Annotated in this window: 24 protein-coding genes; 16 read left to right on the top strand and 8 right to left on the bottom strand. The window is 64.4% G+C overall.

Annotated features, from left to right (window positions below; all coding sequences use genetic code 11):
* Positions 1 to 3: 3 nt before the first annotated feature.
* Both B0E48_RS11970 and B0E48_RS11965 read right to left on the bottom strand, forming a co-directional pair.
* Positions 4 to 429 (bottom strand): HIT family protein, encoded by a 426-nt coding sequence (locus B0E48_RS11970; RefSeq protein ID WP_077518295.1) that lies wholly within the window; start codon positions 427 to 429, stop codon positions 4 to 6.
* Positions 426 to 1,094 (bottom strand): dienelactone hydrolase family protein, encoded by a 669-nt coding sequence (locus tag B0E48_RS11965; RefSeq protein WP_077518294.1) that lies wholly within the window; start codon positions 1,092 to 1,094, stop codon positions 426 to 428. The genes B0E48_RS11970 and B0E48_RS11965 overlap by 4 nt, the downstream gene beginning before the upstream one ends.
* Positions 1,095 to 1,203: 109 nt before the next feature.
* On the opposite strand from B0E48_RS11965, the gene rimO reads away from it, so the two are divergent.
* From rimO to phnD, 3 genes are all read left to right on the top strand, one after another.
* Complete coding sequence (gene rimO / locus B0E48_RS11960) at positions 1,204 to 2,541, top strand: 30S ribosomal protein S12 methylthiotransferase RimO (RefSeq protein ID WP_077518293.1); 1,338 nt, start codon at positions 1,204 to 1,206, stop codon at positions 2,539 to 2,541.
* Between the two features lie 9 nt (positions 2,542 to 2,550).
* A complete protein-coding gene (locus B0E48_RS11955) occupies positions 2,551 to 3,366 on the top strand; it encodes a DUF3025 domain-containing protein (protein ID WP_077518292.1) in 816 nt (271 codons plus the stop codon).
* 65 nt (positions 3,367 to 3,431) lie between these two features.
* Positions 3,432 to 4,478, top strand: coding sequence for a phosphate/phosphite/phosphonate ABC transporter substrate-binding protein (gene phnD, locus B0E48_RS11950; RefSeq protein WP_254423946.1), 1,047 nt, complete (start codon positions 3,432 to 3,434; stop codon positions 4,476 to 4,478).
* 32 nt (positions 4,479 to 4,510) lie between these two features.
* Here the strand turns inward: phnD and greB are convergent, their stop codons facing one another.
* Together greB and B0E48_RS11940 are read right to left on the bottom strand one after the other, a co-directional pair.
* The gene (gene greB, locus B0E48_RS11945; protein ID WP_077518290.1) at positions 4,511 to 5,011 is read right to left on the bottom strand and encodes a transcription elongation factor GreB; all 501 of its coding nucleotides are present in this window, start codon (positions 5,009 to 5,011) and stop codon (positions 4,511 to 4,513) included.
* Positions 5,008 to 6,252 (bottom strand): hypothetical protein, encoded by a 1,245-nt coding sequence (locus B0E48_RS11940; protein WP_077518289.1) that lies wholly within the window; start codon positions 6,250 to 6,252, stop codon positions 5,008 to 5,010. The genes greB and B0E48_RS11940 overlap by 4 nt, the downstream gene beginning before the upstream one ends.
* 206 nt (positions 6,253 to 6,458) lie before the next feature.
* Here B0E48_RS11940 and B0E48_RS11935 point away from each other — a divergent pair, with 206 nt between their 5' ends.
* Positions 6,459 to 7,943, top strand: coding sequence for a transglycosylase SLT domain-containing protein (locus tag B0E48_RS11935; protein WP_077518435.1), 1,485 nt, complete (start codon positions 6,459 to 6,461; stop codon positions 7,941 to 7,943).
* A gap of 22 nt (positions 7,944 to 7,965) precedes the next feature.
* Here the strand turns inward: B0E48_RS11935 and B0E48_RS11930 are convergent, their stop codons facing one another.
* A complete protein-coding gene (locus B0E48_RS11930) occupies positions 7,966 to 8,406 on the bottom strand; it encodes a hypothetical protein (RefSeq protein ID WP_254423945.1) in 441 nt (146 codons plus the stop codon).
* 152 nt (positions 8,407 to 8,558) lie between these two features.
* Entirely contained in the window at positions 8,559 to 9,398 is an 840-nt protein-coding gene (gene asd / locus B0E48_RS11925) for an archaetidylserine decarboxylase (protein WP_077518288.1), read from the bottom strand.
* A gap of 72 nt (positions 9,399 to 9,470) precedes the next feature.
* Between asd and prmB the strand changes: the two genes are divergently transcribed.
* The 12 genes from prmB to accD all read left to right on the top strand — a co-directional run bounded on the left by prmB (position 9,471) and on the right by accD (position 21,588).
* Positions 9,471 to 10,397 carry a 50S ribosomal protein L3 N(5)-glutamine methyltransferase gene (gene prmB / locus B0E48_RS11920; RefSeq protein ID WP_077518287.1) on the top strand — a complete coding sequence of 309 codons (927 nt, stop codon included), beginning with the start codon at positions 9,471 to 9,473 and terminating at the stop codon, positions 10,395 to 10,397.
* Between the two features lie 13 nt (positions 10,398 to 10,410).
* Complete coding sequence (locus B0E48_RS11915) at positions 10,411 to 10,962, top strand: GNAT family protein (RefSeq protein WP_077518433.1); 552 nt, start codon at positions 10,411 to 10,413, stop codon at positions 10,960 to 10,962.
* Positions 10,963 to 11,020: 58 nt separating this feature from the next.
* Complete coding sequence (gene aroC, locus B0E48_RS11910) at positions 11,021 to 12,124, top strand: chorismate synthase (protein ID WP_077518286.1); 1,104 nt, start codon at positions 11,021 to 11,023, stop codon at positions 12,122 to 12,124.
* A 15-nt stretch (positions 12,125 to 12,139) separates the two neighbouring features.
* Positions 12,140 to 13,153, top strand: coding sequence for a D-glycerate dehydrogenase (locus B0E48_RS11905; RefSeq protein ID WP_077518285.1), 1,014 nt, complete (start codon positions 12,140 to 12,142; stop codon positions 13,151 to 13,153).
* Between the two features lie 16 nt (positions 13,154 to 13,169).
* Positions 13,170 to 14,201: an aspartate-semialdehyde dehydrogenase gene (locus B0E48_RS11900; RefSeq protein ID WP_077518284.1), complete on the top strand. Its 1,032-nt coding sequence runs from the start codon at positions 13,170 to 13,172 to the stop codon at positions 14,199 to 14,201.
* 2 nt (positions 14,202 to 14,203) lie between these two features.
* The gene (locus B0E48_RS11895; protein WP_077518283.1) at positions 14,204 to 14,509 is read left to right on the top strand and encodes a hypothetical protein; all 306 of its coding nucleotides are present in this window, start codon (positions 14,204 to 14,206) and stop codon (positions 14,507 to 14,509) included.
* Between the two features lie 164 nt (positions 14,510 to 14,673).
* Entirely contained in the window at positions 14,674 to 17,073 is a 2,400-nt protein-coding gene (locus B0E48_RS11890) for a FimV/HubP family polar landmark protein (protein ID WP_077518282.1), read from the top strand.
* 102 nt (positions 17,074 to 17,175) lie between these two features.
* The gene (gene truA, locus B0E48_RS11885; protein ID WP_077518281.1) at positions 17,176 to 17,958 is read left to right on the top strand and encodes a tRNA pseudouridine(38-40) synthase TruA; all 783 of its coding nucleotides are present in this window, start codon (positions 17,176 to 17,178) and stop codon (positions 17,956 to 17,958) included.
* Complete coding sequence (locus B0E48_RS11880) at positions 17,955 to 18,581, top strand: phosphoribosylanthranilate isomerase (RefSeq protein WP_077518280.1); 627 nt, start codon at positions 17,955 to 17,957, stop codon at positions 18,579 to 18,581. Before truA ends, B0E48_RS11880 begins: the two co-directional genes overlap by 4 nt.
* A gap of 78 nt (positions 18,582 to 18,659) precedes the next feature.
* A complete protein-coding gene (gene trpB, locus B0E48_RS11875) occupies positions 18,660 to 19,871 on the top strand; it encodes a tryptophan synthase subunit beta (RefSeq protein WP_077518279.1) in 1,212 nt (403 codons plus the stop codon).
* The gene (gene trpA / locus B0E48_RS11870) at positions 19,868 to 20,668 is read left to right on the top strand and encodes a tryptophan synthase subunit alpha (protein WP_077518278.1); all 801 of its coding nucleotides are present in this window, start codon (positions 19,868 to 19,870) and stop codon (positions 20,666 to 20,668) included. The genes trpB and trpA overlap by 4 nt, the downstream gene beginning before the upstream one ends.
* A 50-nt stretch (positions 20,669 to 20,718) precedes the next feature.
* Entirely contained in the window at positions 20,719 to 21,588 is an 870-nt protein-coding gene (gene accD / locus B0E48_RS11865) for an acetyl-CoA carboxylase, carboxyltransferase subunit beta (protein WP_077518277.1), read from the top strand.
* Positions 21,589 to 22,067: 479 nt separating this feature from the next.
* Here accD and B0E48_RS11860 read toward each other — a convergent pair whose 3' ends face one another.
* Positions 22,068 to 22,643 carry a phosphatase PAP2 family protein gene (locus tag B0E48_RS11860; protein WP_077518276.1) on the bottom strand — a complete coding sequence of 192 codons (576 nt, stop codon included), beginning with the start codon at positions 22,641 to 22,643 and terminating at the stop codon, positions 22,068 to 22,070.
* Positions 22,612 to 23,772 carry a glycosyltransferase family 1 protein gene (locus B0E48_RS11855; RefSeq protein WP_077518275.1) on the bottom strand — a complete coding sequence of 387 codons (1,161 nt, stop codon included), beginning with the start codon at positions 23,770 to 23,772 and terminating at the stop codon, positions 22,612 to 22,614. The genes B0E48_RS11860 and B0E48_RS11855 overlap by 32 nt, the downstream gene beginning before the upstream one ends.
* Positions 23,773 to 23,892: the final 120 nt, after the last annotated feature.

Below are 23,892 nucleotides of genomic sequence, written 5' to 3'. Positions count from 1 at the left end.
GCGTTATCCGGCGATCTTGGCGAGCGCTTGCCGCAGCGCATCCATTCGTGCGGCCACGCTGGTGTCGGAATACGGCTCGGCGGAGCCATGGCCCCACACCGGACCCGGCCATGCCGCATCCCCCTCGCAGCGCGCGACCACATGGACATGCAGTTGGCGCACGATATTGCCGAGCGCGCCTAGGTTGAGCTTGTCGCACGGGGCAACCGCGCGCAGGGCTGTCGAGGCGCGATTCACTTCCTGCCACAGCAGGGTCTGTTCGTCGGCGGCCAAATCGGTGATCTCCACCAGTCCGGCATGGCGCGGCACCAGCACCAGCCAGGCAAAGCGCGCGTCGTTCATCAATCGCACATCGCACAGGGCGAGCGATGCGACCAACCGCGTGTCTGCATCAAGCCGGGCATCGAGTAGGAAATCGAGCTTGCTCATGCGCCAGCCAGGTATTTTTCGAAGAACGCCAGGGTGCGCTGCAACGCCAGCTTTGCGCTGGCCTCGTCGTAGCTGGCACCGACATCGCGGTTGAAACCGTGATCGGCCGGGTAGGTGAAGGTTTCCATCTGCGGGAGGAGTTCGCGATGCTTTGCGACCATCTCCGGCGTGATGTGCTGGTCCTTCTCGCCGAAGTGGAACATCACCGGCGCCTTCGGTGTTTCGTGCAGGAACGGCAGGTTCCGCGCGCCGTAATAGCTCACCGACGGCAGGCCAAGGCGCAGCGCGGCCAACAGCGCCACCGTGCCGCCCCAGCAATAGCCGACGGTGCCGATTTTGCCTGCGGACGCGATCGCCTCGGCGGCGCTGGCGACATCTTCCACCGCGCGATCCAGCCCCAGTTCGGTGACCAGCTGCTTGCCCCTGGCATAGCCGGCTTCGTCGTAGCCCAGTTCCACACCGGTTTCCAGATGATCGAAGAACGCCGGTGCGATCGCGGTATAGCCGTGCTCGGCGAAGCGATCAGCCACGCTGCGCATGTGCGCGTTGACGCCGAAGATCTCCTGGATCACCACAATGCCGCCCTTCGGTTTGCCCTGCGGCTGGGCCAGATACGCGCCGATGCACTGGGTGCGCGTGGTGGGTAGGTTGATCTGCTGGCCCATGGCTGGATGCTCGCGGTTTCGAAGCCGTGATCTTAGCTGCCGCGGCATCGTTGGCGCGCTCGCGTATAATCACCTGTTTTCGCGCACGTTTTCACGGTAACCCAAGCTCATGTCTCAAGCTGCACACAAGATTGGTTTCGTCAGCCTCGGCTGCCCCAAGGCGCTGGTCGATTCCGAGCGGATCCTCACCCAGTTGAAGGTCGAGGGTTACCAGATCGTGCCCAGCTACGGCGAAGCCGATGCGGTGGTAGTGAACACCTGTGGCTTCATCGACGCGGCGGTGCAGGAGTCGCTGGATTCGATCGGCACCGCCCTGCACGAGAACGGCAAGGTGATCGTCACCGGCTGCCTCGGCAAGCGTGAAGCGCTGATCCGCGAGGCGTACCCGGACGTGCTGTCGATCAGCGGCCCGCAGGACTACGTCAGCGTGATGAATGCGGTGCATACCGCGTTGCCGCCGCAGCGCAACCGTTTTCTCGATATCGTGCCGGACACTGGCGTCAAGCTGACCCCGAAGCATTACGCCTATCTGAAGATTTCCGAAGGCTGCAACCACCGCTGCAGTTTCTGCATCATTCCGTCGATGCGCGGCAACCTGGTCTCGCGTCCGGTCGACGAGGTGCTGCTGGAAGCCGAGCGCCTGGTCAAGGGCGGCGTCAAGGAACTGCTGGTGATCTCGCAGGACACCAGCGCCTACGGCGTGGACATCAAGTACGCCGAGCGCCAGTGGCGCGACAAGAGCTACCGCACATGCATGACCGAACTGTGCGAAGGCCTGTCCGAGCTGGGCGTGTGGTCGCGCCTGCACTACGTCTACCCGTACCCGCACGTGGACGAGATCATGCCGTTGATGGCTGCCGGCAAGCTGTTGCCATACCTCGACATCCCGTTCCAGCACGCCAGTCCGCGCATCCTCAAGCTGATGAAGCGCCCGGGCAATATCGACAAGACGCTGGAGCGCATCCAGAACTGGCGCAAAGTCGTGCCGGATCTGACCATCCGCAGCACCTTCATCGTCGGCTTCCCCGGCGAGACCGATGCCGAGTTCGAGGAGTTGCTGGATTTCCTGCGCGAGGCCGAGCTCGATCGCGTCGGTGCGTTTGCGTATTCGCCGGTCGATGGCGCCAAGGCGAACGAGCTGCCCGATCCGGTCTCTGAGGAACTGAAGGAAGATCGCCTCGAACAGTTCATGGCGGTGCAGGCGGAAATCTCCGCGGCGAAATTGCAACGCAAGATCGGTCGCACCATCACCGTGCTGGTCGACGAGGCCGGTGCCGAGGGTGCGGTGGCGCGTTCGGCGGCGGATGCGCCGGAGATCGACGGCACGGTACTGATCGCCGATGGCCAGACCCTGAAACCGGGTCAGTTCGTCGACGTGGTGGTCGAGGGCGCCAGCGAGCATGACCTGCATGCACGGCTCGCGCATCCCAAACTCAAGCTGATGTAAGCCAGCGTCATGCGCTACATCGCGCCGGCACGCGGCACGGTCGATCCGCAGGTGTTTGGCCGCATGCCGCTGCAGGCATGGTGCGAGTACGCCGACCTTCTGGAAGACCCGGACTGGCCCGCACTCGATGCACTCAATGCCCTGTGGCCGGCGGATGCATGTACCCGCTTCGTGGCGCAGGATCACCAACTGCTGGCCGATGGCCTGCACTACGAGCAGCGCATCGCCGAGCGTGGACAGATCGCCACCCGAACGGGCAACTGGCATGACCTGCTCAATGCGCTGGTGTGGCTGCGCTATCCGGCGATCAAGCAGGCGTTGAACCAGCGCCAGATGGCCGAGATCGCCCGGATGGGGCCGAAGGACCGCTCACGTCCGCAGTACGCGATGACCCATTTCGACGAGGCTGGCGTGATCGTCGTGCTGCAAGATCCTGCGCTGCTCGCACTGTGGGATGCGCATGACTGGCATGGATTGTTCTGGCGACAGCGGCAGGCATGGCTGGACGGTGCGATCCTGCTGGAATTGTTCGGCCATGCCGTGCTGGAACATGCGTTGAATCCGGACAAGCTGCTGGTGGGCAAGGCGCTGGTGTTCCAGTCGACAGGCGAGATGGATGTCCAGCAAGTTCGTGCGGAATGTGTCGCCGCGATCACTGCAGGCCAGCTGCTGCGCGACCCGCTGGAGCTGCGTCCGCTACCGTTGTCGGGGCTGCCGGGATGGCATGCCGACAATGCCGACGAGGCATTTCATCTTGGCACGGTCTGCTATCAGCCGCGCCGTGTCGGGCGTGAGTATCCGCCAGCGCATCGGCAACCTGGTTGATCCTTGCCCCGATCCGTAATCCCGACTATATACAGGGGACAGGGCGCGGCTCAGGGATCATGGCATTGGATACGTCTTGGCTGCATCGATTGCGTAATCACCATCGTCTGGCATGCATCGTTTCGCGAGGACTGATCCTCGGCCTGCTGTTGTTCGCCGGCAACGCATTGGCATCAGGACAGTTGCCCGAGTCGGCATCACCGATCCGTTTCGGCATCCTGCCGATCGGCAGTGCGTCCGAATCGCTGGAGCAGTGGCGACTGCTGCTGGAGGAGTTGCAGAAACGGCTGGGCCACCCGGTGACCACGGTGTCGGTGAGCAGCTATACCGGTCTCTCCGATGCCATCGGCGGACAGCAGGTGGATATCGCGTTTCTCTCCGGCAAGCTGGCGGTCGAGGCGGTGATGCATCAGCACATGCAGGTATTTGCCCAGTTCGTGCGCAGTGACGGCGCCAGGGGCAACACCGGCACCTTGGTGGTGCGCAGCGACAGCCCGATCCACAATCTAGAAGACCTGCTGGCCAAGCCTGACCATTGGCGTTACGCCCGCAGTGAGAAGCTGTCGGTCACCGGTTACATCGTGCCGGAAGCGGGTGTGTTCGCACCTCATGGTCTCAATTCCGACACGTTCTTCGCCAGCGTGCGGGTGGCCGATCACCAGAGCAATCTGCTATCCGTGGTCAACGGTGAAGTGGACGTGGCCAGCAGCAACAATCCAGACATGGATCTGTTCCGGCGTCATTTCCCGAGCGAGGGTGCGCAGCTCAAGGTGATCTGGCGCTCGCCGCTGATTCCGTCCGGTGTGCTGGTATTACGGGACGGGTTGCCATCACCCTTACGCGAACAACTGACGGCGTTCATCCTCACTTATGGCAAAGCTTCCGGCGAGACAGGGGTGCGTGAGCGCGCCCAGCTGGCGCGCATTCCCGATCTGGGTGGCTTCGCTGCGCAAAGCAATCAGGTACTGCAGCCGTTCGTCGACATGCAGTACGCGTTGCTGCGACAGCGGGCTGAGCATGGGCAATGGGTGAGTCCGCAGGCGCAACAGGCACAGCTGGTCCAGATTGAGCAGGACTACCAGCGGGATACGCGAGCGCTGCTGGGGCACTGAACGCAGAGGAAAGGGTTGTTCATTTGAGCGCTCTAGTCGTAATCCACGGCCATCACCGCAAACTGCGCCGGGCCGCCAGGTAGTTCGGCGGCAAACTCATCGTCAATGCGCTTCTTGAGTACTGCACGTGCCATCGGCGAGTCGATGCTGATCCAGCCCAGTTTCGCGTCGGTCTCGTCGGGGCCGACGATTCGGTAGTTGAGGATATCGCCGGTGTCGACATTTTCCAGTTCGATCCGTGCACCGAAGAAGACCAGTCCACGATCGCTCGGCGCGCCTTCGGCCACCTTGAGTGAGGGGATGCGCTTGCTCAGATAACGTGCGCGGCGATCGATCTCGCCAAGCTGCTTCTTGCGATAGATGTATTCGGCGTTTTCCGAACGGTCGCCTTCCGCGGCCGCTGCGGCGAGCGCTTTCACCACTTCCGGGCGCAGCACATGCCAGAGGTGGTCGAGTTCGGCTTTGAGCCGTTCGAAACCGTCGCGGGTGATGATCGCGGTGGAGCCGGGCGAGGGCGGCCGCCAGCGACTCATGCGGGGTTCGCCAGTCGTTGCCGCTGGGTGTCGATGTCGGCGTGCAATGGATGATCGGGCCACACGGCGGCCAGCTGGTTCAGCAGTTGCGCCGCTTCGGCGTGCTGGTCGGCGTGTTCGCCAAGCAGACGTGCAGCGAGCAGACCGTAATGCGGTACTCGTGTGTCGCGTGGCCATTGCACGAGGTAGTTGCGACAAAGGTGCAGGGCGAGCCGGCTCATGCCCAGCCGTACAGCCAGGTCGGCCAACTCGCCGCAGGTGCGCGGATCGTCCGGAAAGAAGCTGGCATTGATGCTGCAGCACTCCTGCAGTACGCCGAGTGCGCGGCGCGACTCACCTTGGGCAATCAGCGCAGCCATCCAGATCTGTCCGTGCACCAGCAACGCATCTGTGAGGCCCTGGCGTTGCAACAGTTGGCGATAGGCGCCATGTACCGGGGCCGGTGCTGCGTGATCACGCAGGCGTGGCACCAGCAGCTCAAGCGCGGCCTGCGGCTGTTCGGGTGCGAGTGCCGCCACCTCGTCGAGCAGCAGTTGATCGGCGTCCTGGTGGATTTCCCGGGCCAGCACATGTGCCTGCGGTTGCAGGCCGAAATTTTCGTGGCGCTGGTGGATCAAGGTACCCATCAGGTGAAAGTTGAACAGGGTGGCGTAGTTGGCGACCAGGTAGAACAGCGGCAGCGAGAAAACTCGTGGCAGCACATGTTCGAATGCGGGCTGCGCTGCACCCACGATCAACGCAATCAGCACCTGCACGCCGATCAGCAGCAGATAGGACGAACCGAAACGCGACATCACCTGGATCCAGGTAAGCGGATTCAAGGCATGACCAACGCTCCCGTCGAGTGCGAGCGACATGGCGATGGCTGGCAGGCTCACCGCCATCAGTAGTGTGACCATCCATGCGCCACCATCGAAATTCAGTTTTACCGCGAGGGTCAGCAGGGTGGACCACAGCAGGATCGCTACCAGCGCCCAGCCGCCGTGGCCTGGTTCGGCGAATTCCGGCGGCAGCGCGTAACCGTTGGCACTATGTCCCAGGCACTCCAGTGCATACAGGTATGTTGCTGCCCAGACCACAAGTTCAAGGAACCAGCCCGCTCCCGGAAGCAGCCCAAGGTAATGGGCGAGGGTAAACGCGGTGAGCGCAGGCAGGGCGCTGCCGATCAACGGATAGCGCAGCGCGCTCAGCAATTGCTGCGAAAGTGGCACGTGCGGATCGAGCAGTTCGATTCTCGGCATGGGACTACGTGTGCTCAGGATTTGTTGCCGAAGATGCAGGCAGGCGGTCTGTCCAGGATCTTTCGTCCGATCATGAGCCCAGTCATGGCATTCCATCCGCTGGAGATCGCCCGATTGTAGCCAACACGGTCGTGCAACCGCGCGAATGCGTTGAGTCGAGCTGCCGTGCCGGTTATGGTTGGCGCTTTGCGCGGGTGAAGTCTGTGATGTTGTTGCGTTCCGTTGTTCGTTCCCTGCGCCTGACACCGTTTGCACTGGCCTTCGGCCTGCTGGCCGCCTGTGCGAGCGCTGGTGGCAGGCCCTCCGCACCCGTGAACGCACTCTACGGTCAGCTCGATCAGGCCAGCAAGGGCTACGAGACTGCTCTGCAGCAGTCGCGTGCGGGCAACCTGGAGGCCTCGCAGCTGACGCTCACCCAATCACTGGATCAGCTGAAGGCCGCGTCGGCACGCTGCGGCAATACGTCAGGTTGCGATCCGCAGCGGTTCTTCTCGGTGTTCGACCGTCTGCTGCGCCTGAAGGATGGCGACTTCGACGACGGGCAGGATCTGAACAGCGATGTCGATCCGTCGCAGGCTGCATTGGCCGCCGGCAAGACCGGCGCGGCCAGCCTGCCTGAGGCGCAGCGCAGCGTGACCTTGCTGCACGGGCAGAAACTGTCCGAGCTGATCGCGATGAACGGCCCGGTGAAGGCTGCGCTGGAGATGTGGCTGACCCAGTGGCGGCCACAGTTGATGGATGCTTACGTCAACTACCAGTACTTGCGTTACCAGATGTGGCCGCAGTACCAGAAAGCCGATCTGCCCGAGGCGCTGCTGTTCGGCATCATGGCGAAGGAGTCGGGTGGCAAGGTGCACGCGGTGTCGCGCTCGGGTGCGGCTGGCCCGCTGCAGTTCATGTATGCCACCGGCATGCGCTTTGGTCTGGGCATGGACAACGGCTTCGACACGCGTTTCGATCCGGCAGCCTCAGCACGGGCGAATGCCGAGTACCTCAACGAGCAGTTGGGGGTATTCAACAACAACCTCGAACTCACGATCGGCGCCTATAACGGTGGCGAGGGCCGCATGCGTCGCGCGGTTGGCGACGACACCTCGGTGAGCTTCTACGATCCGCGCGTCTACAACCAGCTGTCGCAGGAAACCCGTGACTACGTACCGTCCGTGCTTGCCGCGGCGTGGCTTTTCCTGCATCCGGACAGCTACAACCTGCGTTTCCCGCGGATTGATGGCTTGCCGGGCTCGATCACGTTGCAGCGGCCGGCTTCATTGTCCGAGCTCACCGTTTGCCTGGGCTCGACTGCCGGCATGGAAGAGGGCTGGTTCCGCACGCTGCGAAATCTCAATCCCAGACTTGATCCACAGGTGACCCAGCCGATCGGCAGCTCGTTGCAGGTGCCCAAGCCGCTGGAGCGGGTCTATGCGTCGCGCTGTGTCGATGGTCCGTGGCCGATCCTCGCTCACGACCTGCATACCGCCGTAGTGCCGGTGGTTCAGACACCCTCGGCACCACCGGTGCAGGCGCCGGTGGTACGCAAGGATCGCCATTACAAGGTTCGCCGTGGCGATACGCTGATCAGCATCGTGCGCGACCTGCATTGTTCAAGCGTGCAGGAGGTCACCGAGATGAATGGGCTCAAGCACCATAAGCTTGCTGTTGGGCAGACGCTCAAACTGCCTGTTTGCCAATGAAGTGGCGCGCGGTGGCCTGATATCAGGCTACCGCGCTGTTCTGCATCCAGCTGTCCACCGCCGCGCTGCCGCTGCTGTGGACTTCCTTCAGCTCACGCAACAGCTGCATCAGCTGTCGGTGCTGCGGCTGCAGGCTGGCATGCGGGGAGTTCTTGGTCTCGTGGTAGGCCACCGCCAGCCATAGCGCGATGCCGCGCAGCGCCACTTCGGGGTTGGTCGAGCAGGCGCGCTCGTAGCCGACCTCGGTGCCCTGGCCCCAGGGCTGGTAGCGCGTTTCGGGCGGCGTGCCATACAGATGCGGGAAATCGCTGCGCGAGGCCTGGCCGATCTCACGCAGGGTCAGCGTACTCAACCGTGTGCGGCTGCGTTTGGGCAAGTTGCGGATACTGCGCTCGATGTCGCGTAGCTGGCGACCAAGCTGGCGTGTCCGCATCATCACGAAGAACGGAGTGAGTAGTTGCATGAGTCCCCTCGATGCTGGTGTCGACGGCACTGACGTGCGGCGAAGACGTGAGCGTACCGGGGCGGCCTCCGGGATAGCGCGCAAAGCGTCACAAAATGACGCGTGGCGTCAGGTTTTCCGGTGATCGAGGGTCTGAACCGAGGTGGGTTGGCTCAACCGTGGCCCAGACGTTGCCCCACCAGCACGGCCTGTTGCGGCTGCAGCGCATCGAGTTCGATCGTGCCCTCGGGCAGCAGCAGGATCACGGTGGAACCCATGTTGAAGCGCGCCATCTCGGCAAAGCGCTCCAGCGTGATGTTCTGACCGGCGAATGACTTGCGCCGGATCGACGAGGCATACGGCGGAATCACCAGGCCATCCCACACGGTGGCCACCGACGAAACCAGGATCGCGCCGACCATCACCACCACGAACGGGCCGTGCTCGCCCTCGAAGTGGCAGACCAGCCGTTCGTTGCGCGCGAACAGGCGCGGGATCGCGGCTACTGCGAACGGCGCCACGCTGAAGATGCGGCCCGGCACGTGCACGGTTTCCTTCAAGGTGCCTTTCAGCGGCATGTGCACGCGGTGGTAGTCGCGCGGCGACAGGTAGACCGTGACGAAGCGGCCGTTGCGATACGGCGCGGCGGTGGCCTCGTCGCCACCGAGCAGCTCGGCGGCGGTGTAGTCCTGACCCTTCGCCTGGAAGATGCGCCCGTCGACGATGGCGCCGGACTGGCTGATGCGGCCATCGGCGGGCGAGAGCAGGGCCGCTGGATCGGCATCCGCACGGCGCGCGTCGGGCCGCAGCTTGCGCGTGAAGAACGCATTGAAGTGCTGGTAGGCCAGCGGATCGGGCTGCGCCGCCTCGGCCATGTTCACGTTGTAATTGCGCACGATGGTGCCGATCAGCCAGTTCTTCCACGGCGCGAACGTCCAGCGCGTGGCCCAGTAGACGACGCGCGACAGGAGGCGGTGCGGCAGGATGTACTGCAGGAATACGTTGAAAGTCATCCGCCCAGTATACGGGGTGAGGCTGGTTGCAGGCCGTATAATGGCCGGCCATTCCGTTGCACCTGGATCGCCGTGACCGCCGAACTCGCCTCCATCATCGACTTCATCCGTTATGGCGCCAGTCGCTTCTCGGCCGCCGGACTCACCTTCGGGCACAGCCACGACAACCCGATCGACGAGGCCACCCATCTGGTACTGGCCAGCCTGCACCTGCCGCCGGATATCCCGCCGGCCTATGGTGCCGGCAAGCTCACCGCGGCCGAGCGCGAGGACGTGCTGGCGCTGATCGAGCGTCGCGTGACCGAGCGCCTGCCGGTGGCCTACCTCGTCGGCGAAACCTGGTTTGCCGGGCTGAAGTTCAAGAGTGATCGCCGCGCGTTGGTGCCACGTTCGCCGATTGCCGAACTGATCGAGTCGGGCTTCGCGCCGTGGCTGGACGAGCGCCACATCGAGCGCGCGCTGGATCTGTGCACCGGTTCGGGCTGCATCGGCATCGCGATCGCCGAATACAACCCGGAGTGGCGGGTCGATATCGTCGATATCAGCGACGAGGCGTTGTCGCTGGCGCGCGAGAACATCGTGTTCCAGCACGTCGAGGGCCGCGTCGAGGCGATCCAGTCGGACCTGTTCGCCGGGGTGAAGGGACGTCGCTACGATCTGATCGTCTCCAACCCGCCGTATGTCACCGAGGACGAGTACACCGCGTTGCCGGGTGAGTACGCTCATGAGCCGAAGCTGGGCCTCACCTCTGGTGTCGATGGCCTCGATCTGTGCCTGCGCATGCTGGACGAGGCGGCTGACCATCTCACTGACGACGGCCTGCTGATCGTCGAGGTGGGCGAGAGCGAGCATGCACTGGCCGCATTGCTGCCGGAAGTTCCATTCATCTGGATCGAGTTCAAGGTCGGCCAGATGGGCATCTTCGCGCTGGAGCGGCGCGATCTGGTCGAGCATGCCGCGGTGATCCGTGCGGCGGCTGCAGCGCGCCGCGTCGCCTGAAGGACTTCGCTGCATGGAACTGAACACACCGCGCCTGCGGCTCGGTGCCTTGCGTCCAGCCGACGCGGAAGCGTTCTTCGGCTATCGCGCTGATCCGCAGGTATCCCGTTTCCAGGGCTGGCGTCCGGCCAGTGTGACCGAAGCGGCGGACTTCATCGAACGCCAGGCCGGTGCGTCGCTGGATATGCCGGACAGCTGGTTTCAGCGCGCGATCCGTCTGCGTGAGGGTGAAGAATTGATCGGCGATCTGGGCATTCATCTGCCAGCGGATGTCGAGGGTTCGGTCGAGTTCGGAATCAGCATCGCGCCGGCCCATCAGGGCAGCGGTTACGCCTGCGAGGCGGTGCGCGCGGTGTTCGAGCTGGTGTTCGGGCAGTTGGGGCGGCATCGCATCCATGCCTCGGTCGATCCGCGTAACCTCGCCAGCATGGCGATGCTGCGCGCGCTGGGCATGCGTCAGGAAGCGCATCACCGGGAGAGTCTGTGGCTGCACGGCGAGTGGGTCGACGACGCGGTGTTCGCGCTGCTGGCCAGCGAGTGGCGAGCCGTGCAGTCGGCCCGCTGACCCGATCAGGGCGCTGTCGCGCTAAGCTGTGCGGGTTTCCTTCGGACGTCCAGACCTCGTGTCCAGCAATTCCTTCGGCAAGCTCTTCACTGTCACCACTTTCGGCGAAAGCCACGGACCGGCGATCGGCTGCGTGATCGACGGTTGCCCGCCGGGGCTGTCGATCAGTGCGGAAGAGTTCAAGACCGATCTCGAACGTCGTGCCACCGGCCGGAGTCGCTACACCTCGCAGCGGCACGAAGCGGACGATGTCGAAATTCTCTCCGGCGTCTACGAAGGTAGGACCACCGGCACGCCGATCGCGCTGCTGATCCGCAATACCGATCAACGCAGCAAGGATTACGGCGACATCGTGCAGACGTTTCGCCCCGGTCATGCCGACTACACCTACTGGCAGAAATATGGCATCCGCGATCCACGCGGCGGCGGACGTTCCTCGGCGCGCGAGACCACGATGCGCGTGGCCGCTGCCGTCATTGCGAAGAAGTGGCTGGCCGAGCGTTACGGTGTGCGCGTGCGTGGTTACCTGGCGCAGATCGGCGAAATCACGCCGGATACATTTGACTGGAATGCAGTAGAGCAGAACCCGTTCTTCTGGCCGGATGCTGCGCAGGTGCCGGCGCTGGAAACCTATATGAATGCGCTGCGCAAGTCTGGCGATTCGGTCGGCGCACGGGTCAACGTGGTCGCCGACGGCGTGCCGCCAGGCTGGGGCGAGCCGATCTACGGCAAACTCGATGGCGACCTGGCCAGCGCGCTGATGTCGATCAACGCGGTCAAGGGTGTGGAGATTGGCGACGGCTTCGCCGCGGTCAGCCAGCGCGGCAGCCAGCACCGCGACGAGATGAGCATGGATGGCTTTGCCTCCAATCATGCCGGCGGCATTCTCGGCGGCATCAGCAGCGGTCAGCCGGTGACCGCCTCGATCGTGCTCAAGCCCACGTCCAGCATCCTGATTCCCGGCCACAGCGTGAACCTCACTGGCGAGCCCACCGAGGTGGTGACCAAGGGGCGTCACGACCCTTGCGTCGGCATCCGCGCCACTCCGATCGCGGAGGCGATGATGGCGCTGGTGCTGATCGATCACGCGCTACGCCATCGTGCCCAGTGCGGCGATGTGGGTACGGTCGAACCGCTGATCCCGGGTCAGTCCGGACAGTGAAGGGCGGAGTCGCAGATGACCGATAAACCAAGAGTGTGGGTTTCGCGTCCCACCTTTCCCGACATCGTTGCCGGCCTCGACGAGCACTTCGAAGTGACCTGCGAGCCGGAGGAGATCAAGTTTTCACCGGCCGAGCTGGCGGTGAAACTGATGGATCAGGATGCCGCCATCGTCGGCCTCAAGGAGCATATCGGTGCGGTGGAAATCGCCGGCGCGAAACGGCTGCGCCTCGTTGCCAACCTCAGCGTCGGTTACGACAACCTCGACCTGGCTGCATTGACAGCTGCCGGCATTGCCGCCTCGAACACTGCCGACGTACTCAACGAAAGCGTGGCCGATTACACCTGGGCACTGCTGCTGGGCGCGGCACGCCGGGTCGGCGCGGCCGAGCGCTGGCTGCGCGCGGGCGAATGGAAGGCCACGAAATTCACGCAGTGGCTCGGCATGGACGTGCGCGGCCGCACGCTGGGCATTCTCGGTATGGGCCGCATCGGCCAGGCCGTCGCACGCCGGGCGGCCGGGTTCGGCATGCAGGTCATCTATCACAACCGCTCGGCACTCCCGGCAGCCATCGAACGCGAATGCAACGTCCGCTATGTCGACAAGTCACAGCTGCTGCGCGAGTCGGATTTCCTTGTGCTGGTGCTGCCGCTGACGCCGCAGAACCGGCACGCGATCGGCGCGCCGGAGCTGGCGCAGATGAAACAGACCGCGGTGCTGGTGAATGTCGCCCGTGGTGGCATCGTCGACGATGCTGCGCTGGCCGACGTGCTGGCTCGCGGCGGCCTGGCCGCGGCTGCGCTGGATGTGTTCGAGGGCGAGCCGAACGTGCATCCGGCGTTGCTGGCCTTGGACAATGTGCTGCTCAGTCCGCATATAGCCAGCGCCAGTCATGATGCACGGCGCGCCATGACGGCACTCGCGGTCGACAACGTGCTGGCGTTCTTCGGTCATGGCCCACACGCCGGGCGGCCGCCGACCATCCTCAACCCCACGGTGCTGGCTGCGGCCAACCCCACTCCTTCCTGAGCAAAGAACCACATCCATGAGCAAGAAAAGCAGTTACAAAGTCGCCATGGTCGGCGCCACCGGTGCGGTCGGCGAGACCCTGCTGGCGATCCTCGCCGAGCGCGATTTTCCGGTCAGCGAGCTGGTACCGCTGGCCAGCGAGCGTTCGGCTGGCGGCAAGGTCACGTTTGCTGGCGAGCAGATCACGGTGCAGCTGCTCGATACCTATGATTTCGCAGGCGTCGACATCGCGTTCTTCTCCGCCGGCGGTTCGGTCAGCCGCGACCATGCGCCGCGTGCGGCGGCGGCGGGTGCGGTGGTGATCGACAATACCTCGGAGTTCCGCTACCAGGACGATATCCCGCTGGTGATCAGCGAGGTAAACCCGCATGCGATCGCGCAGTACACCAGCCGCGGCATCATCGCCAACCCGAACTGCTCGACCATGCAGATGCTGGTGGCGCTGGCGCCGATCCATCGCGCGGTGCAGATCGAGCGCATCAACGTGGCCACCTACCAGTCGGTATCCGGCGCCGGTCGTACGGGCATGGAAGAGCTCGGCAAGCAGACCGCGGCGCTGCTGAACTTCCAAAGCGTGGAGCCGGGCAAGAAATTCCCCGCCCAGATCGCGTTCAATGTGATCCCGCAGATCGACGACTTCCAGCCGAACGGCTACACCAAGGAAGAGATGAAACTGGTGTGGGAGACCCGCAAGATCCTGGAGGACGAGTCGATCCAGGTGAACCCGACCGCGGTACGCGTGCCGGTGTTCTATGGTCATTCCGAGGCAGTGCATATCGAGACCAGCGACAAGATCACCGCCGAACAGGCCCGCGAACTGCTGCGGCAGGCGCCGGGCGTAGTGCTGGTGGACGAGCGCAAGCCGGGCGGCTACCCGACTCCGGTGGGCGAGGCGGCTGGCAATGATGCGGTGTATGTCGGGCGCATCCGCGAGGACATTTCGCACGAGCGCGGGCTGGATATGTGGATCGTCTCGGACAATATCCGCAAGGGCGCGGCGCTGAATGCCGTGCAGATCGCCGAACTGCTGATCGAGGACTATCTCTGACAATGCGTTATCTGCAAATTCTGGGTGTGATGGGTTTCATGCTGTCGGCTGCCGCCTGGGCTGCTGACCCCAAGCCGGTACCAGCTCCGGCCGGATCGACGTCTGCGGCATCGGCATCGCTGCCACAGACGCGGCAACGCCTGGCACGGCACCAGGCCGAGGTGAAGCGGCTGGAGCAGGATGTCGCGCGGCAGGAGTCGGACAGCAAGCAGGCCAGTGAGCGCCTGCAGCAGCAGGATCAGGCGATCGCCGACTTGCAGAAGCAGCTCGATGCGTTGCGGGCCAAGCCGCCGGTCAAGCAGCACTGAGGGGTTGCGGCGGTGAGAACGCACTGCAGCAATACACTGCAAGTATTCGCCCCGGCTATTGTTGATTGGCCTGCATATAACTAAAGTGGCATCTCGTTTGGGGCGGCAGCCATCACGGCGGCAACACCAAGAATGGCGCCAGGGATCGTTCGGGGGAGCACGCGATGAATCGTTCGTTGAAGATGTCGATATTGATGGCACTGGCGCTGGGCGGTAGCCAGGCGATGGCGCTGGACCTGGGCCAGATCCAGGTCAAATCGGCCCTGGGGCAACCGCTGCTGGCGGAAATCCCGTTGCATCCGGCCAATCCGGCGGAGCTGAAGAACCTCACCGTGCAGCTGGCTTCCAGCGATGAATTCACCCGCGCCGGTATTGCTGGCGGCCGCACTGCGATCCCGCTGCATTTCAGCGTCGCCAATGCCGGCACCGACCATCCGGTGATTCGTATCACCAGCAGCGTGGCGGTGGACGATCCTTATCTCGATCTGCTGATTGAAGTGAACGGTCACGCTGGCAAGAGCGTGCGCGAATTCGCCATCTTGCTTGATCCTCCGGGTGCGCCGACGGCTGCACCCGCATCGTTACCTGCACCTGCAGTAGTAGCTGCCCCGACGCATGCTGCACCGAGCCGGAGCAGCCACGCCGCCACGACGGCTGCAGCGAAGCCGGCACCTGCGGCGTCGGCCGCACCTGCTGCTGTCAGCAACGGCCAGTACGGTCCGGTCGCGCACGGCCAGACGCTGTCGTCAATCGCACGCAGCACTGCACCATCCGGTGTGGACGTCCAGCAGATGATGCTCGCACTCAAGCAGGCCAACCCCGACGCGTTCTATCACGACAATATCAATGCACTGAAGAGTGGTGCGGTGCTGCGCGTACCAACCTCGGCCGAAGCGCAGGCCATGACGATTGCCGCTGCAGTCGCCGAAGTCCGTCGCCAGAACAGCGACTGGCGCGCCGGCACGCCGGGCAAGCCGTCTGTCGTGGCTGATGCAGCGACCCGTGCATCGGCCTCCAGCGCACCAGGCAGCACGTCCGCCAGTGAAGGTGACCGTCTTGCGCTGGTACCAGCGAAGGACGTCAAAGGCGGCGGAGCCCAGGGCAGTGCTGAAGGCAAGGATGACAAGGCCACCGCCAGCCTGCGCCAGGATCTGATGCGCAACCAGGAAAGCCTGGCCAGCCTGCAGCAACAGAGTGCCGATCTGAAGACCCGTCTGAAGGACCTGACGGACATCAACAGCAAGAACGAACATCTGCTGTCGCTCAAGGACAGCGAGATCGCGGAATTGCAGAACAAGCTGGCGGCCGCGCGCAAGGCAGCCGGTATGCCCGCTGCGGCACTGGCAAGCGCCGCTTCGACGGTAAAGCCCGCGGTGAGCGCCAGCGTGGCAGCCGCCCCGGCAGTGGCAACGTCGGCGTCGGCCAAGCTGGAAGCAGCCACGGCCGGTACGGTTGCCAGTGCCAGCACAGCGCCTGTCGCAGCAAGCTCCGCCGAGATGAAGGCGACCCCGGCGGTCGCCGCGTCCAGCGCACCAGCCAGCGCGTCGACGGCAGCCGCTGCGGCGCCGGCAGCGATCAAGCCGGAGGTCAAGCCGGCCGCGAAGCCGACTGTTTCGTCGAACCCGACCGCGGTAGTCGAGCAGCCTTGGTACATGCAGACATGGGCCTGGGCGGCGGGTGCCGGTGCCATCCTGTTGCTCCTTCTGCTGGGCCTGCGCGGTCGCAAGCGCAAGCCGGCCGCAGCGTTCGCGGCAAAGTCCGCGCCGTCGCTGGCCGATCGTTTCGGCACGTCACCTTCAGGTGATCAGGGCCTTGCCCATGGCGACGACATCGATCAGGAAGAATTGCTCGACCAGTTGGCCGAGCATCCGGACGATATCGGCCTGCATCTGGAACTGGTCACCCTGTATTACTCGCGCCGCGACGTCGATCATTTCGAGGCGGCCGCCGAAGCGATGCACGCCCACATCACCGATCCGCAGCAGGACGAGTGGCAGGACGTGGTGCACATGGGCGAGGACCTGGTACCGGGTCATCCGCTGTTCGACCACCACGTCGAACTGCCGGCGCATGAAGACACCGACGCCCATCACCCGTTCGACATCGACGACTATGCCGCTGGGAGCGATGCGACGGCAGCGATCCCGTCGATGCCCCCGTTGCCGTCACAGTCGCCGAAGAAGGTCAGCGAGTACAGCTTCAACTTCGACCTGACCCATCCGGCCGGCGTTGCGGATTCCGCAGCGCATCAGGCGACTGCGTCGGAGCATGCGCCGACGGTTGCTCCGCTGATGACCGACACTCATGCTTCGGGCAAGCATGAGGCCGAGCCGACATCGAGCTGGCATTTCGACGATTCGGCCAATGCACATCATGTGGACGACCACGGCAGCGACCTGGGTGAATTCAACGACGACCCGGTCGACACCAAGCTCGATCTGGCCCGTGCCTATCTGGACATGGGCGATGCCGACGGCGCTCGCGCCATGCTCAGCGAAGTGCTGAAGGAAGGCAGCCAGATGCAGCAGGACGTCGCCAAGCGGCTGCTCGATAGTCTGCACTGATCGAGTCAGGTGCGTACGTACAATCGGGCCGGCGTTGCCGGCCCGATTTCGTTGGCGGGCTGCTAATCTTCGGGTCTTTCAGCGAATCCCTTGCACACCCTCATGCGTATCGCGCTCGGCATCGAATACGACGGCACCGATTTCTCCGGCTGGCAGCGCCTGAAAGTCGACGCCAGCGTGCAGGGGGCGGTGGAACAGGCGCTGTCGAAGGTTGCCGCGCACCCGGTCGAGATCAGTTGCGCAGGGCGCACCGATGCCGGTGTGCATGGCCGTTGCCAGGTGGTGCATTTCGACAGCGAAGCTGTGCGCGACATGCGCGGCTGGGTGCTGGGTGCGTGCTCCAACCTGCCTACCAGCGTGGCTGTGCTGTGGGCGCAGCCGGTGCTGGAAAGTTTCCACGCGCGCTACGCCGCGCGCAGCCGTCGCTATCGCTATCAGATCCTCAATCGTCCGGTACGCGCGGCGCTGGATGCGCGCTACGTCACCTGGGAGCGCCTGCCACTGGATGCCGGGCGCATGCACCAGGCGGCGCAGGCGCTGCTGGGCGAACATGACTTCAGCGCGTTTCGTGCACTGTCCTGCCAGGCCGCGCACCCGCGCCGCACGGTGCTGGCGGTAAGCGTACTGCGCGAGGGCGAGCAGGTCTTCGTCGAGATCGAGGCCAATGCGTTCCTGCATCACATGGTGCGCAATATCGTGGGTTCGCTGCTGCCGATCGGTCGCGGCGAACAGCCTGTCGAATGGATCGCTGAATTGCTTGCGGGCGCCGACCGCCAGCTGGCCGGGCCAACGGCACCAGCCACCGGACTGACCTTCATCGGCCCGCGTTACGAGAGCTATTGGGGTTTGCCAGCGGATGTGTGCCTGGTCGGAGCCGATCCGTGAGGCGGACGCGGATCAAGTGCTGCGGCATGACCCGCGTCGAGGACGCGCTGCTGGCCGCCCGGCTCGGTGCCGATGCGATCGGCGTGGTGTTCACCGCGCGCAGCCGGCGGCAGGTGAGCCTGGCGCAGGCGCGGAAGATCGTCACCGCGATGCCGCCGTTCGTCGCCACCGTCGCGTTGTTCATGGACGACGAGGCGAGCCTGGTGCGACAGGTACTCGACGAAGTGCGCCCGACGCTGCTGCAGTTTCATGGCAACGAGTCCGACGAATGGTGCGCGCAGTTCGATCGTCCGTTTCTGAAAGCCATCGCGATGGGCGCAGGGATTTCCGCGCTACCACGGCTGCATGACTACCCGCAGGCAGCCGGCCTGCTGCTGGATGGTCACGATCCTGGTGAGGTGGGTGGCAGCGGCAAGGCTTTCGACTGGTCGTTGCTGTCGAACGAGCTGGCGCAACCGCTGATCCTGGCTGGTGGGCTGCATCCGGACAACGTGGCCGCCGCCGTGCAGGCAGCGCGCCCGTGGGCGGTGGACGTGGCCAGCGGTATCGAAATTTCGCCCGGCATCAAGGATGCCGCTAAGATGGCCGCTTTCATTGCCGCAGTGCGGCAAGCCTCCCCGTAGTAGCGCCCGCTGAGCGCGATGGACGTCGAGGTAGTTCCTTTTCGCGCACAGGGTGCGCTCCTACACGCGAATGACAGCATGAGCAAGATCGTGGATTTCAACGCCTACCCGGATGCGCACGGGCGCTTCGGCAACTACGGCGGCAGCTATGTCGCCGAGACCCTGATGGCGCCGCTGGCCGAACTGACCGAAGCCTATCTGCGCCTGCGCGACGATCCGGATTTCATCGCCGAGCTCGACCGCGACCTGAAACACTACGTCGGTCGGCCCAGCCCGATCTATCACGCGGAGCGGCTGTCGCAGCATGTCGGCGGTGCGCGCATCCTGTTCAAGCGCGAGGATCTGAACCACACCGGCGCGCACAAGATCAACAACACCGTGGGCCAGGCGCTGGTCGCCAAGCGCATGGGCAAGCCGCGCATCATCGCCGAGACCGGCGCCGGCCAGCACGGCGTGGCCAGTGCCACGGTGGCCGCGCGGCTTGGTTTGAAGTGCGTGGTCTACATGGGTGCGGTCGATATCGAGCGGCAGAAGATCAACGTCTACCGGATGAAGCTGCTTGGTGCGGAAGTCGTGCCGGTGACTTCAGGCTCGAAGACGCTGAAGGATGCGCTGAACGAGGCGATGCGCGACTGGGTCACCAACGTCGCCGATACGTTCTACATCATCGGCACCGTCGCCGGTCCGCATCCGTATCCGCTGATGGTGCGCGACTTCAACGCCATCGTTGGCCGCGAGGCGCGTGCGCAGATGCTGGAGCAGTACGGCCGTTTGCCGGATGTGCTGACCGCCTGTGTCGGCGGCGGCTCCAACGCGATCGGCCTGTTCCATGCGTTCCTCAACGACGCCGATGTGCGCATCGTCGGCGCCGAGGCGGCGGGTGAGGGCATCGCGACGGGCCATCACGCGGCTTCACTGGCGGCGGGTCGGCCCGGTGTGCTGCACGGCAACCGTACTTACGTGCTTTGTGACGACAACGGCCAGATCACCGAGACGCATTCGATCTCGGCGGGACTTGATTATCCCGGCGTCGGCCCGGAGCACGCGTTCCTCAAGGATGCGGGCCGCGCCGACTACGTCGGGGTGACCGACGACGAAGCGATGGAGGCATTTCATTTGCTGGCGCGTACTGAAGGCATCCTGGCGGCGCTGGAATCCAGCCACGCGGTGGCGCAGGCAATCAAGCTTGCGCGGGAGATGCCGAAGGACGGCATCGTGCTGTGCAACCTTTCTGGTCGCGGAGACAAGGATGTGCACACGATTGCCGCGCGCGAAGGAGTCGAGGTATGAGTCGCATCGATCGCCGCTTCGCCGCGTTGAAAGCCGCCGGCCGCACCGGCCTGATTCCGTTCGTCACCGCCGGTGATCCGTCGCCTGAACACATGGTGGCGCTGATGCATGCACTGGTCGATGCCGGCGCCGACCTGATCGAACTGGGCGTGCCGTTTTCCGATCCAATGGCTGATGGTCCGGTGATCCAGCACGCCAGCGAGCGGGCGATCGAGAAAGGCGTCGGTCTGAACGAAGTGCTGAGCTGGGTCGCCGCGTTTCGCCAGCGTGATGCCGAGACGCCGATCGTGCTGATGGGTTACCTCAATCCGGTCGAGATCCACGGCTATGTGCGCTTCGCGCAGGAAGCCGTGCGGGCCGGCGTCGATGGTGTGCTGCTGGTCGATTGTCCGCTGGAAGAGTCGGCGGTCTTGCAGCCGTTGCGCGACGCCGGCCTGCAGCAGATTCTGCTCGCTGCACCGACCACCGCACCCGCGCGTATGGCGCAGCTGTGCGGTTCCGCGGAGGGTTTCCTGTACTATGTGTCGTTTGCCGGCATCACCGGTGCGGCACACTTGAGTACCGGCGACATCGCGGCGCGCGTGGCGGATATTCGCGCTCATGCAAAAACGCCGGTGGCGGTGGGCTTCGGCATCCGCGATGCGGCGAGTGCCAAGGCGATTGCCGCTTTTGCCGATGCCGTGGTGATCGGCAGTGCGCTGGTCGAACGACTGGCCGGCGCGACGGATGCCGAAGAAATAACCGTGCGAGTCCGCGCGTTTCTCGCGCCGATCCGCACTGCGCTCGATGCGCATTGAGAATACATACCGCCTGCGGGTGGTGCGCTCACGAATGGTAGGGTGATGCGATGAATTGGCTGCAGAAAATCATGAACCCGCGCACCCGCCCGCAGAGTACGAACGGCGGCAAGGGTTCGGTACCCGAGGGCGTGTGGGAGAAGTGTGGCGGTTGCGGCACCGTGCTGTACCGGCCGGAGCTGGAGCGCAACCTGATGGTCTGCCCGAAGTGCAGCCATCATCACTACATCAGTGCGCGCATGCGGCTGGATACCTTGCTCGATGAAGGCTCTGCGCAGGAACTTTGGGCCAGCCTGGAGCCCACCGATCCGTTGAAATTCCGCGATACCAAGAAGTACCGCGACCGCATCGTCGCGACCCAGAAAAAGCTCGGCGAGAAGGACGCGCTGCTGGCGATGAGCGGCAAGCTCAAGGGCCGCCCACTGATGGCGGTGGCCTTCGAGTTCGCCTACATGGGTGGTTCGATGGGTTCGGTCGTGGGCGAGAAATTTACCCGTGCCGCCGAGCGCGCGCTGGCCGACCGCAGTGCGCTGGTGTGCTTCTCCGCCACCGGTGGCGCGCGCATGCAGGAGGCGTTGTTCTCGCTGATGCAGATGGCCAAGACCTCGGCCGCACTGGCGCGTTTGCGCGATGCCGGCGTGCCGTACATCAGCGTGCTGACCAATCCAACCACCGGCGGCGTGTCCGCCAGCCTCGCGATGCTCGGTGACATCAACATCGGCGAGCCGAAGGCGCTGATCGGTTTTGCCGGTCCGCGCGTTATCGAGCAGACCGTGCGCGAGACCCTGCCGGAAGGCTTCCAGCGTTCGGAGTTCCTGGTCGAGCACGGTGCGATCGACCTGATCGTCGACCGCCGCGAGATGCGCGACAAGCTGGCCGACCTGCTCGGCATCCTGGTGAAGGCACCGCGCGCGGCCTGATGCTGCTGTTGCGCGTAGCGATGCCGCCGTCAGGCGGCATCGTCGTTTCTGCATCCGGATATTCGGGCGCACGGGTTTTCCACAATCGATGTGGACGCCTGCCGGTAAAGCCTGTGGACAAGCCGTGCTTGCCACTTGTCGATCAGACACTTGCTACGCGGTGAGCAGGAATTGCACAGGTGCGTCGCACGATGACGAGGAGTGGCACAGGGACGTCGTCATGACCGATGCGATAGTTTTCCACAGCATCTGTGCACGTCTTCGCTGCAAGCCTGTGGACAACCTTGCTTAGTCCTTTTGTCGACAGGCACTTGGCACGGCGTGCTGATATTTTGCGCAGTGCTTCTCTGTTCGATGCAGAGTAATCCACAGCGATTGTGGAGCGTGCGCGGTAAAGCCTGTGGACAAGTGCGCTATCTGCCTGACCGCAAAGGCGCTTGTGACGGCGTGCGCAAAGGCTGCTCAGTGGCTGCGCCAGTTCATGCGAGTTTCGTCGCCAGCGACAGCAGCCACAGCGACGACGCACCCAGCCCGCTGCCGATGACGATCGCCGCGAGCACGTCACTGGGATAGTGCAGCCCGAGGATCACTCGCGAGGCAGCCACCAGCGCGCTGAAGCCGAGCAGCAGTGGCGCTAGCTGCGGATACCAAGCCAGTGCGACGATGCTGAAGCTCACCGCCTGCAAGGTATGTCCCGACGGAAAACTGAACTCGTCCAGCGCCGGCACGTGGGCGATCACACCGGGACAGACCCGGTACGGGCGCGGTCGATGAGTCCAGCGTTTGAGCAGGCGATACAGCAGCAGCGCGACGAGTCCGGTGGTGGCCATGTGTGCGGCGGCGGCGAGTCCGTGCTGGCCGCCGACCACGGCCAGCACCGCCATCAGTGCATACCAGAAGATGCCATCGCCGAGCCGGCTGATCGCGCCGAAGAACAGGCCCACGGCGCGTCGTGTGCCCCAGCGGTTTGCCACCACGCAGACGCGACGATCCAGCGCGAGACGTGGCGAACCGATCGACAATTCAGGCGTGTGCAGCGGTGGCAAGGTGCTCATGTTGATTCTCCTCGGCCATTTCGCGCAGCAGGGTTTCGAAGTCGCGGATCACCGCATCCGGCGATAGCCCGGCCACCCCGACATGGGCGGCGCGACCCATGTGCCGGATCAGGCCCGGGTTGCCGGCCAGTCGGGCGGCCGCATCGATGAACGCCGCGGCGTTACCCGACTCGATGCAGTAACCGTTGACACCGTCGATCAGATGCTCGCGTGCCGCGCCTTCGGCATACGCCACTACGGGCAGGCCAGCGGCCAGCGCCTCGAGTATCACGTTGCCGAAGGTTTCGCTGAGACTGGGGAAAGGAAACAGATCCGCGCTGGCGTAGTGCCGTGCCAGCGCCTCATCGCGTTGCACGCCGGCAAAGATGAAGTCGGGATGCGCAGCTTCCAGCGCGGCACGCGCCGGGCCATCGCCGACCCAGACGTAGCGTGCCTGCGGCACCCGTTGCTGGATCACCCGAAACGCCTGTACTGCCAGTTCGAGATTCTTTTCCGGTGCGATGCGTCCCACGTACAGCACGACCGGGGTGGCGGCATCGACGCCCCAGCTGTCGCGCAGCTGGTCATCGCGCTGGTTCGGATGGAACAGTTGTGTGTCCACCGCGCGGCGCAGCAGACGAGCGTTGCAGATACCCATGGCGTGCAACTCCTGTGCAAGAGCGTCGGTCGGTACCAAGGTGGCGGCAGCGCGCTGGTGAAAGCGGCGCAGATAGCCGCGCACCAGTGGCGTGAGCAGGCCCAGACCGTAATGATCGGCGTAGCTGTCGAAACGGGTGTGGAATCCGCTGCTGACCGGAATGCCCAGTCGCGCCGCCGCGCGCACCGCCGACCAGCCGAGTGGACCTTCGGTGGCGACATAGATCGCGTCGGGGCGCTGCCGCTGCCAGTGCTGGCGCAGCGTGCGACCTGCTGGCAGGCCGAAGCGCAGACCGGGATAACGGGGCAGTGCGCCGCCACGTACGCTGAGTACGTCGATGCCGGGTTCGTCCTGACACGGGTGTGGTTGCCGCGGGCGGATCAGGTCCACGCTATGACCGCGACCAACCATGCCGGATGCCAGGCTGTGCACGGTCAGTGCGACGCCGTTGATTTCCGGTGGATAGGTTTCGCTGACGATGCCGATGCGCATGACGATGCCCGTGCTGGCTTGGCATATCCTCGTCAGATGGCGTTGCGGCGGTATGGCGGGCGCATGACGCCGCGGTTACGCCCAGGGTGTCTTGTCCGGGCTGGCGCGCCTACACTGAGT

Source organism: Rhodanobacter sp. C03, from assembly GCF_002001175.1.
Taxonomy (GTDB): domain Bacteria; phylum Pseudomonadota; class Gammaproteobacteria; order Xanthomonadales; family Rhodanobacteraceae; genus Rhodanobacter.
The sequence above is the reverse complement of the archived record's forward strand: the minus strand, read 5'-3'. Positions and strand labels throughout refer to the sequence as shown.